General features: G+C 60.1%; 14 protein-coding genes. 2 read left to right on the top strand and 12 right to left on the bottom strand.

The annotated features are described in order from the left end of the window. Positions 1–100 precede the first annotated feature (100 nt). From NTD85_RS22260 to NTD85_RS22230, 7 genes are all read right to left on the bottom strand, one after another. The gene (locus NTD85_RS22260; protein ID WP_003223226.1) at positions 101–448 is read right to left on the bottom strand and encodes a ribonuclease E inhibitor RraB; all 348 of its coding nucleotides are present in this window, start codon (positions 446–448) and stop codon (positions 101–103) included. A gap of 212 nt (positions 449–660) precedes the next feature. Continuing rightward, on the bottom strand, positions 661–894 hold the full coding sequence (locus NTD85_RS22255) for a hypothetical protein (RefSeq protein ID WP_003223224.1): 234 nt from the start codon (positions 892–894) through the stop codon (positions 661–663). 256 nt (positions 895–1,150) lie between these two features. Then, the gene (gene speE, locus NTD85_RS22250) at positions 1,151–2,026 is read right to left on the bottom strand and encodes a polyamine aminopropyltransferase (protein WP_041068886.1); all 876 of its coding nucleotides are present in this window, start codon (positions 2,024–2,026) and stop codon (positions 1,151–1,153) included. 254 nt (positions 2,027–2,280) lie between these two features. Continuing rightward, positions 2,281–2,472, bottom strand: a complete 192-nt coding sequence (locus NTD85_RS22245; RefSeq protein ID WP_003223221.1) for a PLDc N-terminal domain-containing protein — start codon at positions 2,470–2,472, stop codon at positions 2,281–2,283. A gap of 71 nt (positions 2,473–2,543) precedes the next feature. Further along, a complete protein-coding gene (locus NTD85_RS22240) occupies positions 2,544–3,074 on the bottom strand; it encodes a hypothetical protein (protein WP_003223219.1) in 531 nt (176 codons plus the stop codon). A 157-nt stretch (positions 3,075–3,231) separates the two neighbouring features. After that, a complete protein-coding gene (locus NTD85_RS22235) occupies positions 3,232–3,750 on the bottom strand; it encodes an ankyrin repeat domain-containing protein (RefSeq protein ID WP_003223216.1) in 519 nt (172 codons plus the stop codon). Positions 3,751–3,846: 96 nt separating this feature from the next. Continuing rightward, positions 3,847–5,685 (bottom strand): long-chain-acyl-CoA synthetase, encoded by a 1,839-nt coding sequence (locus NTD85_RS22230; RefSeq protein ID WP_262143230.1) that lies wholly within the window; start codon positions 5,683–5,685, stop codon positions 3,847–3,849. 377 nt (positions 5,686–6,062) lie between these two features. Here NTD85_RS22230 and NTD85_RS22225 point away from each other — a divergent pair, with 377 nt between their 5' ends. Beyond that, positions 6,063–6,341: a DUF3509 domain-containing protein gene (locus NTD85_RS22225; protein ID WP_027613327.1), complete on the top strand. Its 279-nt coding sequence runs from the start codon at positions 6,063–6,065 to the stop codon at positions 6,339–6,341. 104 nt (positions 6,342–6,445) lie between these two features. On the opposite strand, the gene mtnC is transcribed toward NTD85_RS22225, so the two are convergent. From mtnC to aroC, 5 genes are all read right to left on the bottom strand, one after another. Further along, positions 6,446–7,129, bottom strand: a complete 684-nt coding sequence (mtnC, locus tag NTD85_RS22220) for an acireductone synthase (RefSeq protein ID WP_262143229.1) — start codon at positions 7,127–7,129, stop codon at positions 6,446–6,448. Between the two features lie 4 nt (positions 7,130–7,133). Further along, on the bottom strand, positions 7,134–7,679 hold the full coding sequence (locus tag NTD85_RS22215; protein ID WP_103486004.1) for a 1,2-dihydroxy-3-keto-5-methylthiopentene dioxygenase: 546 nt from the start codon (positions 7,677–7,679) through the stop codon (positions 7,134–7,136). Positions 7,680–7,771: 92 nt separating this feature from the next. Then, positions 7,772–8,398, bottom strand: coding sequence for a methylthioribulose 1-phosphate dehydratase (locus NTD85_RS22210; protein ID WP_103486002.1), 627 nt, complete (start codon positions 8,396–8,398; stop codon positions 7,772–7,774). Then, positions 8,395–9,540 carry an MFS transporter gene (locus NTD85_RS22205; RefSeq protein ID WP_103486001.1) on the bottom strand — a complete coding sequence of 382 codons (1,146 nt, stop codon included), beginning with the start codon at positions 9,538–9,540 and terminating at the stop codon, positions 8,395–8,397. The genes NTD85_RS22210 and NTD85_RS22205 overlap by 4 nt, the downstream gene beginning before the upstream one ends. A 31-nt stretch (positions 9,541–9,571) precedes the next feature. Then, complete coding sequence (gene aroC, locus NTD85_RS22200; protein WP_262143228.1) at positions 9,572–10,663, bottom strand: chorismate synthase; 1,092 nt, start codon at positions 10,661–10,663, stop codon at positions 9,572–9,574. Positions 10,664–10,793: 130 nt separating this feature from the next. On the opposite strand from aroC, the gene NTD85_RS22195 reads away from it, so the two are divergent. Further along, entirely contained in the window at positions 10,794–11,747 is a 954-nt protein-coding gene (locus NTD85_RS22195) for an alpha/beta hydrolase (RefSeq protein ID WP_262143227.1), read from the top strand. The last annotated feature ends 24 nt before the right edge of the window (positions 11,748–11,771 follow it).

The following is an 11,771-nucleotide window of genomic DNA, read 5'->3' as shown; positions in this document are numbered from 1 at the left end:
CGGGATTCTTGTTTCAGGGTTTTGCCAGAGCATTCTCAAGGCCGGAAACGACAACGGCCGACCCGAAGGTCAGCCGTTGCTCGACAATAGTTGCGCTGAATCAGTTAAGACGATAGCGATTGCGCACCTCCTGCTTCACGCCCCAGCCCTCGATGATGCCGCCCAGCGGCTCGACCACGGCAGAAAATCCCTGCTCGAAATCGCCAATGTCGTCATACGTTGCGTACATCACTTTGCTCAGTTCCAGCGACCAGGCGCCATCGTCGCGCGCACTGACCTGAGCATTGATGGATTCACCACGGAATTTACCTGCCGCCCTGCGCGCCCGCTCCTCGTCCGGGAAAATGGCGTAGAACTCGATGGGATGGAACCGGGAAAAGTCGAAACCGCCTTCTTTCATGCGGCGCAGTACGTTGCTGCTGATGTCTTCTTGATAGGCTGTGCTCATGAAACGTCCCCCTCGCATAGATGGATAGACTTTCCGTATTCCCGCCCCGGGCCTTACAGGCCGAAGTGCATCGGCAACAGGGTTGCCGGCGGGAAACAAGCATGTAGCTGACAAGACCAGACCTTAGCGATTGTTTCGCTGATCTCGCTTGCAGAGTAGCCCCAAGACAGAGGCGCTGCCAAGGCCTGGTACTTCAAGTGACAGGAAGAATTTCAGATTGGAGTGATGCTGCGGATTTCGATGCTGTTCTGGGCTTTCAGATTTTTCGCACCTGCATCCGGGGTTCGCCCTTCCAGATCATTCATATCCAGTTCGGCGGCCACCGGCAGGAGCCGTTCCTTGATCAGGCGTGCAGCCTCGTCGTCGCTGGGGCATTCCGCGCGCTCGAACACCTCATCGACAATTTCACCATGATCGTCCACGAAAGTGACTTTCCACTTTTGCATCGGTGCCTCCTCGATCAAACCCGCAAATGGGCTTACTTCTATCTCGACTTTTGGCGAGATTGATCGTTCAAAAGGATTGCAGCAGACGAACATGAAAAAAACATCATTTTCATGGCTGGAAAAATTGTGTGGCGAGGGAGCTTGCTCCCGCTGGGCTGCGAAGCGGCCCCAAAATATTTAGCGATCGCAGACTTTGTGAGTGCTGCGCACTCAAGCGGGAGCAAGCTCCCTCGCCACAAGGACTCCATCGACCTGGTCAGTCGTTGCTTGGCTTGTTGATCGCCTGCAGCACGTACTGTGGCAACGCGAACGCGCCGATGTGGATTTCCGGGTTGTAGTAGCGGGTGACGATGCCGCTGCCGATGAAGCGCTGTTGCAGGGTTTCACGGCTCAGCTTGCGGTAGGCCGGATTAGTCGAGCCCCAGGCGAAAGTCATCGAACCGCCGATGTAGGTCGGCACGGCCGCCTGATAGAAGTGCCAGTCCGGGAACAGGCTGCGCAGGCGACCGGCAGTGGTTTTGACTTCATCGATCTGCATGAACGGCGTGCCGTTCTGAGTCACGAGGATCCCGCCTTCGTTCAGGCAGCGGTGGCACGCCTGGTAGAAGTTCTCCGAGAACAGCACTTCGCCCGGGCCGATCGGGTCGGTGGAGTCGGAAATGATCACGTCGAATTTTTCCGTGGTGGTGGCGACGAAACGCATGCCGTCGTCGATCACCAGGTTCAGCCGTGGGTCGTCGTAGGCGCCCTTGGAGTGGTTCGGCAGGAATTCCTTGCACATGTCGACCACGGTGCCGTCGATCTCGACCATGGTGATGTGCTCGACGCTCGCGTGTTTGGTCACTTCGCGCAGCATGCCACCGTCGCCGCCGCCGATGATCAGCACGCGCTTGGCGGTGCCGTGGGCGAGGATCGGCACGTGGGTGAGCATTTCGTGGTAGATGAATTCATCGGCTTCGGTGGTCTGGATCACGCCGTCCAGCGCCATTACCCGACCCATGCGCGGGTTCTGGAAGATCACCAGGTGCTGGTGTTCGGTGCGCACTTCGTGCAGCAGTTTTTCCATGCGAAAACGCTGGCCGTAGCCTTCGTAGAGGGTTTCCAGGTACTCGCTGGTCTTGGTGACGGTCATGGTCAAGTGCTCCGATGAATGCGCGGGCGTCAATCGTGGAAACGATTGCCCGGGAAAGGCGCGCATTCTACGTTGCTGAAGATGACAGGTCGAACCTTCCTCCGACAGGGCACACTCTGAAGCTAACGCAAGACCAATGTGGGAGCGGGCTTGCTCGCGAAAGCGGAGTGTCATTCAACCTGTGTTTCGACTGAACAATCGCCTTCGCGAGCAAGCCCGCTCCCACAGGGGATCAGCGTGTTTTCGGGAAAGCGTCAGATCCGCACATTGCCCCGCGGCCCGGCAATTGCCCAGATGATCAGGCCCAGCACCGGCAGGAGGATGATCAGCAGGACCCAGAGGATTTTCATCCCGGTCTCGGCCCCGCTTTTCAGCACGTTGATGATGGCCCAGATGTCGAGGGCAAGGATGATCAGGCCAATCAGACCGTTGAACGTGGAACCCATGGTGTCGCTCCAGAATAGTGGCATGCACTTTTAGGATAGACGGTCGCGCGCAGGGTTCCCTTTTATTGCGTTCAAACGTGAACGGCGACCTTCAACGCTTCCAGCGACGGCGCGGCAGCGATACCGACTTCAGCGCACAGTTCCAGCACTCGCGGCACGTCGTTGCCGTAGACCAGTACCACTTGCAGCTCGTCGTCGAGCAACTGGCTGAAATTCATCAACGTGTAACCGCCGTTTTCCTTGTTCAGGCTGCTCATCTGCACCTGGATGCGGTTAAGCGCGGTCAGCGCTTCGGTCTTGGCCAGTTGTTTGGGCTTGAGGTTGAAATCCACGCCCGGGCCGAACGAGGCGACGATCTGCGCGAACAGGTCAACGTAGGTGTCGGCCTGGAACAACACGGTTTCCGGCAGACTGCCGACCACGACCCACTCGCCCAGCGGGATCGGGAAGGTGTCGTCGTAGTTGATGTCCGGGTTGGCCGCCAGAAAGGCTTCGGCATCGGCGTAGGCCTGCGCGGCTTCGTCGGCCACATTCAGGATCTCGTCCTCGCCCATGCAGCCGGAGCTGATTTTGCTGATGAGTTCGACGAGTGCGGCTTTCATGAGAGCGGATCCTGTGGAAGGTTGAATTCGAGGGCGCGGAGAATAGCGCACAAAGCAAAAGATCGCAGCCTGCGGCAGCTCCTACAGGTTCCGCGTCCATTTGGCGAACGAATGTGAGACCTGTAGGAGCTGCCGCAGGCTGCGATCTTTTGACTTATCAGGCCAGCAGTTTTTCCAGCTGCGCCGTGGTATCGACCGCGCCCATGGTGCGGGCCGCATCCAGCGCGGTGATGCCGTTGGCATCCTTGGCCTTCGGATCCGCTCCCTTGCTGATCAGGTAATCGACGATTTCCACGCGATTGAACATCGCCGCCATCATCAGCGCGGTGCGGCCATCGAAGGACGAACCTTCGATCTCGGCGCCCGCTTCCACCAGCGCCTTGACCACGGCCAGATCGCCCTTGAACGCCGCGCCGGCAATCGGGCTCTGGCCGTTGCCGTTACGCAGTTCCGGGTCGGCCTTGTGTTTGAGCAGCACCTGCACCGCGTCGACGTGGCCGTAGTAGCTGGCGAGCATCAACAGCGTGTCGCCCTTGCTGTTTTTCAGGTTCACCGGCAAACCGGCGCTGATCAGGCGATCGAGCATCAGCGCATCACCGTCGCGTGCCTTGTTGAAAACCTGCTCGGTGAATTCGGCAGCTTCTTCAGGGGTCATCTGGCGGCTTTGGTCAGACATGGGCAACTCCACTTTCGGTTATTCGCAAAGCCGACAGTTTCCCGAGCGCGACGATAGCTGTCACCCCCTTTTTCTCAAGACGTGCCATAGCCAATCTCAATAGCGGTACTTGCCCTGATGAATATCGGCCAACACCTGATCCGTCACCTGCACGTAAGTCTGGGTGCCGGGCAGCCACGCGTAGATCGGGTCATCGCCCGTCTGGCCGGGGTCGAAGCCTTCGTTTTTCAGTCGGGTCTTTTGGTATTTGAAAGTCCCGGTGGTTTCCATTTTCACCTTTACCCGCAGAAACAGCGGCACCGCATAGGCCGGCATGCGCTGACGGGCGAACGCCAGCAATTCGGCGAAATCCAGGGTCGCGAGGGATTCGGCGGGCGTGATTGCGGCCATCCCGGCGCGACCGTTGGTGTTGCGCACTTCCACACCGTAAGCGACTGCCTCGGAAATGTGTGGATGTTGCAACAACAGGTTTTCCACCTCGGTGGTCGAAACGTTTTCACCCTTCCAGCGATAGGTATCGCCGAGCCGATCGACGAATTGCGCATGGCCAAAACCGATATTGCGCAGCAGGTCGCCGGTATTGAAGTAGCGGTCGCCCTTGCTGAACACGTCGTGCAGCACCACCTTGGCGGTTTTCTGCGGATCGGTGTAGCCATCCAGCGGAGCTTTTTCGTCAATCCGCGCGAGCAGCAAGCCCTGCTCGCCTTTGCCGACCTTGCGCATGAAACCGTCGGCGCTGCGCAGCGGCTGCCCGCTGTCGTGGTCGTACGCCACCAGCTCCCAGGCCATCAGCGAGAAACCGATGGTGTTGTCGAAGTTGAGGATATTGCTGAAGCCGATATTGCCGTCGCTCGCCGCGTACAGCTCACAGATGTGCTCGACGGCAAACCGGGTCTTGAACTCGGCCCAGGCGCCAGGGCGCAAACCGTTGCCGATCATCTTGCGCACCCGGTGACGGCTGTCCTCGGCGCTGGCCGGTTGATCGACCAGATAGCGGCACAATTCGCCGACATACCCGAGGGTGGTTGCGTTATAGCGACGCACATCAGGCCAGAACTGGCTGGCGCTGAACTTGCGGCGGATCGCGAACCCCGAAGCACCGTTGATCGCCGAGCCCCAGCACACACAGAGCCCGGTAGCGTGGTACAGCGGCAAGGTGCAATAGACGACGTCGTCGGGGGTCATGTTCAGGGCAATCATGCCGAAGCTGGCCGAGCTGCGCATCCAGCGACCGTGCTTGAACACCCCGGCCTTGGGCAGGCCGGTAGTGCCGGAGGTGTAGATGTAAAAGCACGGGTCGTTGAAGAACACTTCGCCGCTGCTGGCCGGGTTGTCACCGGGCGCTTCGGCGCTGGCGCCGATCAGGTTGATGTAGCCCTCGGGGGCAATTCCGGGCTGGCTGTAAGTGTCACGGTCGGCGATAAACCAGGTGCGTTGCGCCGGGATCGACACTTGCTCGCGGATCGCGGCAAACGCCGGCTGCAGCTCCTCACCAAGGACAACCGCCACTGGCGCGACCAGATTTATGCTGTGGATCAGCGTATCGCGGGTCTGCGAAGTATTGAGCAGTGCACTGACCGCACCGACCTTGGCCAGCGCCAGAATGGTCACCAGCAGTTCCGGACGGTTCTCGATGAACACCGCCACCACATTACCCTTGCCGATCCCCTGCGCGCTCAGATAGTGGGCAATCCTGTTGGCCCACTGGTTGACCTGCGCATAGGTCAGCAAGACGCTGTCCTGCAAGATCGCCAGGCCTTCGGGGTTACGCAGCGTTGCCTGCTCGAAGGTCCAGCCGAGGCCACACGTTTGGGTCGGATCCGTGACGTTGGCGACTTTCATGCCTTTGACCACCCTTGGGATGGCTTTGGCGATCGTCGGCAGTTTGCGGAGCATCATGCCCCAGGTAATCGTGTCGCTCGGCGCGTGACTCATGGCAGCTCCCCGGTCGGCCTGGTTGGCCGTTTTTTATTGTTCGGGCTGTGGGCATGACCTGCGTTGTGGGCAAGGTCGAGTCCGAAAATACGTCAGCGCTTCTCGGCCTGTACACGCGGTTTTTGCAATGTTTTGTATCCGCCCTGTCACATCTGGCGGCGGTGATTGCGCCTTTGCCGTTTGGTTCCGTTTAATCCGTGACGATCCCGCAAAATGCAGGATGCACGATGGCCATTCATGCAGATTGCACGACCCTTGCAGATTTCACGATTTTTAACTTATTGATTTATAAGGATTTTATTTTTTCAGGGTGCTGGCACAATCACTGCAATCTCCTTTGCATGCTTGCCATTCAAGTGCATACGGAGCTGAAAGACATGAGCCTGATCCAAGAAAAATTTACCTCGCTGTTCTCCAACTTCAACGTCACCACTGCGCCACGTCCCGATGGCGGGATTTTGCTGACCTTGCGCAGCAGTGAAGGCAAAGTGTTCAAGCGCGCCCTGACGTATCAGCAAATGCACAACGCCGACCAACTGTCGTGGGCGATCAGCGCGATCCGTCGTGACCTGGCGGAAGAAGCCAGCGAACTGCCGCAGATTGCGATGCTGCAAAGCCAGCAGCGCTTTGCTCTGCCGACGTATCACTCGCTGTAATTGATTCGAAGCTTTAAACAGCTTTAAACAAAAACAGGCCGGGCAGCTTTCACTGTCCGGCCTGTTTTTTTGACTGATGCAAAACTCCGTGTGGGAGCGGGTGGTTAAAAGGCTTCGGGTTCGATGCCGGTGAAGCTGTCGACGGTGATATGGTTGCCCAGCTCCCCACCCTCGCGCGCCAGGCCGCAGGTCTGCAGGCCTGCCGATTGAGCGGCATCCAGCTCCTCAACGATGTCGGACAGAAACAGAATGTCCTGCGGTTCGACACCAATCGCCTGTTGGATGTTGGTGTAAGACTGCGCCTCACGCTTGGGCCCCGACGTGGTATCGAAATACCCGCTGAACAGCGGCGTCAGATCCCCCGCCTCGGAACAGCCGAAGATCAGCTTCTGCGCCTGGATCGAACCCGACGAATACACAAACAGTTGATAACCGGCCTGATGCCATTGCTTGAGCGCTTCAACAGCGTCCGGGTAAACGTGGCCTTTCAACTGCCCGGCCTGATAGCCCTGCTCCCAGACCATGCCTTGCAGCGCTTTCAGCGGCGTGGCCTTGCGGTCTTCGGCGATCCAGCTCAGGAGAATTTCCACCACCCGTTCAACATCGGCCTGCGGCTCGTTGCTGTCGCGGCGCACGGCGGCGATCTGCTCGGCGACATCGGCGCGCTCGGCGTTCTGCCGCACGAAGTCCGGCAGATGTTTGGCGGCGTAGGGAAACAGCACGTCGAAGACGAAACTCACCGCGCTGGTGGTGCCTTCGATATCGGTGAGGATGACTTTGATCGACATCGGCTCAGTCCTCCAGACGCGGGAAGCGCCCGGCGATGTCTTCGCCGGTGAAATTCGCGACCCAGCCTTCGGGGTTGTTGAACAGACGAATCGCCACGAAGTGCGGGTGCTCGCCCATGTCGAACCAGTGCTTGGTACCGGCCGGCACCGAGATCAGGTCGTTCTTCTCGCACAGCACCGCGTAGACGTAATCGTCGATGTGCAGGGTAAACAGGCCACGGCCAGCAACGAAAAAGCGCACCTCGTCTTCGCCATGGCGGTGTTCTTCAAGGAACTTGGCGCGCAATTCGGCTTTTTGCGGGTGGTCGCTGTTGAGGCTGATCACATCGACGGTGATGTAACCGCGCTCGGTCATCAGTTTGTCGATTTGCTCCTGATAGGCGCTGATCACTTCTTCCTGACTGGCGCCGGGCTGGATCTTCGCTGCGGCTTGCCAGCGGTCGAAGCGTACGCCCTGCTCGGCGAGCGTCGAGGCGATGTCTTCGAAATGGGTCAGCACCTTGTTCGGAATGTCAGGGCTGGAAACGTGATAGACGGACAGGCTGCTCATGGGCAATTCCTCGGTATCGGCCTTGCCGTCCGGCTCTTGCAGACCGGTCGGGCAGTGCATTTCATCAGGCGAATGGGCGGCTTCTGGTGAAGTCAGCCTTGGCGGTTCATGACGCTGCGGGTTTTCAACTCGCATTCAAACAGGAATTCAAAGGCCTCGATCTGCCGCAGGGCATCGCTCATCTGCGCGCCCCAGGTGTAGAGGCCGTGGCCGCGAATCAGGTAACCGACGCAATCGGGATGGGCGTCGAGCCAAGGCTGCACCTTGGCGGCGAGGCGCGCAATGTCCTGATCGTTGTCGAAAATCGGCACGCGTACCCGGGATTCGTGGGTGGAGATGCCGCTGAAGGCTTTTTGCAGTTCGTAGTCTTCGAACTCGATGAAATCTTCCGGCGTCAGGCGCGACAGCACCGTGGCATTCACCGAATGGGTGTGCAGCACCGCGCCGATCTCCGCGCGCCAGCGATACAACTGAGTGTGCAGCAGAGTTTCGGCGGAGGGCTTTTTGCCCGGTTCCAGGCTGTTGCCGGACAAATCCGTGGCGAGCACGTCGTCCAGGCCCAACTGGCCCTTGTGCTTGCCGGACACGGTCAGCAGCGCTTCGCTCGGCGACAGCCGCGTCGAGTAATTGCTGCTGGTGGCCGGCGACCAGCCGCGACCATAAAGAAAACGCCCGGCGTCGACGATCTGCTGGGCGAGCTGTTCACGCGTAAGGCTCATGGCCTGTCCTCTTGCATACGTGTGGCAATGATAACGGCAGCAGCGAGCGCCGCGAGACTGGCAATACTAAAGGTCAATGTCGCGCCGAGGGCATTCCAGCTGTAACCGGAATACAACGCACCCAACGCGCCACCGGTGCCGGCCAGCGCCGCGTACAGCGCCTGGCCCTGACCTTGCTGACGCGCACCGAAGCTACGTTGCACGAACGCGATGGCAGCGGCATGAAAGCTGCCGAAGGTCGCCGCGTGCAACACCTGGGCGAACAACAGCACCCAGAGGAATTCGGCGAACGAACCTAGCAGTAACCAGCGCAACGCCGCCAGCAGAAAACTCGCCATCAGCACGCGGCGCAATGAAAACCGCGCGAGAATCCGGCTCATCGCCATGAACATCAGCACTTCGGCGACCACGCCCACGGCCCAGAGCATGCCGATCACACCACGGCTGTAACCGAGGCGTTCAAGGTGCAAGGTCAGAAAGGTGTAATACGGGCCGTGGCTCATCTGCATCAGCGCGACGCAGGCGTAAAACGCCAGCACACCGGGGCTGCGCAGTTGCTTGAGGAACCCTTCCCCGCTCGGCCGGTTACCTTGCGGTGGTTGCGCATTCGGCACCCACAAACTGCTGAGGACGATGCCGGCCATGATCAGCACCAGCGCCGCCGGGTAGATGTCGAGGCTCAGCCATTCGAACAAACGGCCCAGCGCGACCACGGTGATGATGAAACCGATCGAGCCCCACAGGCGAATCTGGCTGTAGCGCGAGGTTTGCCCCTGCAAGTGCGCGAGGGTGATGACCTCGAACTGTGGCAGCACCGCATGCCAGAAGAATGCGTGCAGGGCCATGACCATCGCCAGCCAGGCGTAGGTCTTGCTGACGAAAATCAGCGAGAACGTCAGCAACGTGCACACCGCGCCGAAGCGCACGATGGCCAGGCGCTTGCCGGTGTAGTCGCCGAGCCAGCCCCAGATGTTCGGCGCCACGCAGCGCATCAGCATCGGAATCGCCACCAGTTCGCCGATCCGCGCAGGGCTGAAGCCGAGGTGATCGAAGTACAGCGCCAGAAACGGCGCTGTCGAACCAAGCAAGGCGAAATAGAACAGATAGAAACTGGACAGCCGCCAGTACGGGAGCGCCGCCACGCTCAGACCGCGACGGCTTGGCGATCAACCATCAAAGCTGACCCAGTACCGGGGTGCTGACGCGCACGTCGGCGTTTTGCCCACGATGACGCAGCAAGTGGTCCATCAGCACGATGGCCATCATCGCTTCGGCGATCGGCGTGGCGCGGATGCCGACACACGGGTCGTGACGGCCCTTGGTGATCACGTCGACCGGATTGCCGTGGATGTCGATCGAACGGCCCGGAGTGGTGATGCTCGACGTTGGCTTGAGCGCCAGATGCGCGACGATCGGCTGACCGGACGAAATGCCGCCGAGGATGCCGCCAGCGTTGTTGCTGAGAAAACCTTCCGGGGTCAGTTCATCGCGATGCTCGGTGCCGCGCTGGGCGACGGAGGCGAAACCGGCGCCGATTTCCACGCCTTTGACCGCGTTGATGCTCATCAGCGCGTGCGCCAGTTCGGCATCGAGGCGGTCGAAAATCGGCTCGCCGAGACCCGGCATCACGCCTTCGGCGACCACCGTGATCTTGGCGCCGACCGAGTCCTGATCACGGCGCAACTGGTCCATGTAGGCTTCCAGCTCCGGAACCTTGTCCGGATCCGGGCTGAAGAAGGCGTTCTCTTCCACCGAATCCCAGCTCTTGAACGGGATTTCGATCGGGCCGAGCTGGCTCATGTAGCCACGGATGACGATGCCCTGGGTGGCGAGGAATTTCTTCGCAATCGCCCCGGCCGCCACGCGCATCGCGGTTTCCCGCGCCGAGCTGCGACCGCCGCCGCGGTAATCGCGCTCACCGTATTTGTGGTGGTAGGTGTAGTCGGCGTGTGCCGGGCGGAACAGATCCTTGATCGCCGAGTAGTCCTTGGACTTCTGGTCGGTGTTGCGGATCAGCAGACCAATCGAGCAACCGGTGGTGCGCCCCTCGAACACGCCGGAAAGGATTTCGACTTCGTCGGCTTCCTGGCGCTGGGTGGTGTGGCGGCTGGTGCCCGGCTTGCGGCGATCGAGGTCGCGCTGCAGGTCTTCAAGGGAGATCTCCAGGCCCGGCGGGCAGCCGTCGACAATGGCGACCAACGCCGGACCATGGCTTTCGCCAGCGGTGGTGACAGTGAACAACTTGCCGTAGGTATTGCCGGACATGCAGGACGCTCCGTGAAATCAAACCCGAATTCGTGATGCGCGCCAGTATACGCAGGCTAACCGACTAGTTCATCCTCGAACCTTAGTGGTGTTGGTGAGTCCAACCCGCACCTTGGCGAATGATGGCGTGATGATGCTGCGAGTTCTGATCTTGAGTCTTACCCTGTTTACCGGTTTTGCCCACGCGACTGTCCTGCAAAGACCGATCTCTCTGGAGACCGGCAGCGGAGAACTTTTCGGCTCGCTGCTGCTGCCAAAATCCGACAACCCGGTGCCGGTTGTCCTGATCCTTGCGGGTTCCGGTCCGACGGATCGTGACGGCAACAATCCCGATGGCGGGCGCAATGACAGCCTCAAGCGGCTGGCCTGGGTGCTGGCCAAACACAACATCGCCAGCGTGCGCTACGACAAGCGCGGGGTGGCCGCAAGCCTGGCGGCCACGCCCGACGAGCGCAATCTGTCGGTGGAAGCCTACGTCAACGATGCGGTGGCCTGGAGCCAGAAGCTGAAAAACGATCCGCGTTTCGGCCCGTTGATCCTGCTCGGACACAGCGAAGGCGCATTGATTGCCACCCTCGCCGCCCCCCGTGCCGACGCCGCCGCGCTGATTTCGCTGTCCGGCAGCGCCCGCCCGGTGGATCAGGTGATCCGCGAGCAACTGGCGCGCAGCCTGCCACCGCCGTTGATGCTGCGCAGCAATGAAATTCTCGACAGCCTCAAGGCCGGCCACACCGACGACAACGTGCCGGCGCCGCTTCAAGCGATTTTCCGTCCGAGTGTGCAGCCTTACCTGATTTCCCTGTTTCGCCAGGATCCGGCCAAGGCCTTCGCGCAACTGAAAATGCCGGCGCTGATCATTCAGGGCACGCACGATATGCAGGTCGGCGTAGGCGATGCGCAGGCACTGAAAGCCGCCAGACCCGAGGCCCAACTGGTGGTGATCGAAGGCATGAACCATGTCATGCGCATCGTTCCCGCCGACGTGAAGCGGCAATTGGCCTCGTACAAGGACCCGAATTTGCCACTGGCAGCGGAGCTGGGCGGCAAACTCATCGAATTTATTGACGGACTTCGCACCCGTTAAGGGCTTTTTGCCCTCCAGTCCTGG

The sequence above is a fragment of the Pseudomonas sp. 13B_3.2_Bac1 genome, assembly GCF_025466205.1.
GTDB classification, from domain to species: Bacteria; Pseudomonadota; Gammaproteobacteria; order Pseudomonadales; family Pseudomonadaceae; genus Aquipseudomonas; species Aquipseudomonas fluorescens_H.
Note: the sequence above shows the minus strand (reverse complement) of the source record. Positions and strands in the feature narration are given on the sequence as shown.

Excerpts from the sequence above, each read along its gene's own strand:
- NTD85_RS22255 (WP_003223224.1), bottom strand. The coding sequence starts at position 894 with ATGCAAAAGTGGAAAGTCACTTTCGTGGACGATCATGGTGAAATTGTC.
- NTD85_RS22210 (WP_103486002.1), bottom strand. The coding sequence starts at position 8,398 with ATGAGCCTTACGCGTGAACAGCTCGCCCAGCAGATCGTCGACGCCGGG.
- NTD85_RS22230 (WP_262143230.1), bottom strand. The coding sequence starts at position 5,685 with ATGAGTCACGCGCCGAGCGACACGATTACCTGGGGCATGATGCTCCGC.
- mtnC (WP_262143229.1), bottom strand. The coding sequence starts at position 7,129 with ATGTCGATCAAAGTCATCCTCACCGATATCGAAGGCACCACCAGCGCG.
- NTD85_RS22215 (WP_103486004.1), bottom strand. The coding sequence starts at position 7,679 with ATGAGCAGCCTGTCCGTCTATCACGTTTCCAGCCCTGACATTCCGAAC.
- speE (WP_041068886.1), bottom strand. The coding sequence starts at position 2,026 with ATGACCGTCACCAAGACCAGCGAGTACCTGGAAACCCTCTACGAAGGC.
- aroC (WP_262143228.1), bottom strand. The coding sequence starts at position 10,663 with ATGTCCGGCAATACCTACGGCAAGTTGTTCACTGTCACCACCGCTGGC.
- NTD85_RS22240 (WP_003223219.1), bottom strand. The coding sequence starts at position 3,074 with ATGAAAGCCGCACTCGTCGAACTCATCAGCAAAATCAGCTCCGGCTGC.
- NTD85_RS22260 (WP_003223226.1), bottom strand. The coding sequence starts at position 448 with ATGAGCACAGCCTATCAAGAAGACATCAGCAGCAACGTACTGCGCCGC.
- NTD85_RS22195 (WP_262143227.1), top strand. The coding sequence starts at position 10,794 with ATGATGCTGCGAGTTCTGATCTTGAGTCTTACCCTGTTTACCGGTTTT.
- NTD85_RS22225 (WP_027613327.1), top strand. The coding sequence starts at position 6,063 with ATGAGCCTGATCCAAGAAAAATTTACCTCGCTGTTCTCCAACTTCAAC.
- NTD85_RS22245 (WP_003223221.1), bottom strand. The coding sequence starts at position 2,472 with ATGGGTTCCACGTTCAACGGTCTGATTGGCCTGATCATCCTTGCCCTC.
- NTD85_RS22235 (WP_003223216.1), bottom strand. The coding sequence starts at position 3,750 with ATGTCTGACCAAAGCCGCCAGATGACCCCTGAAGAAGCTGCCGAATTC.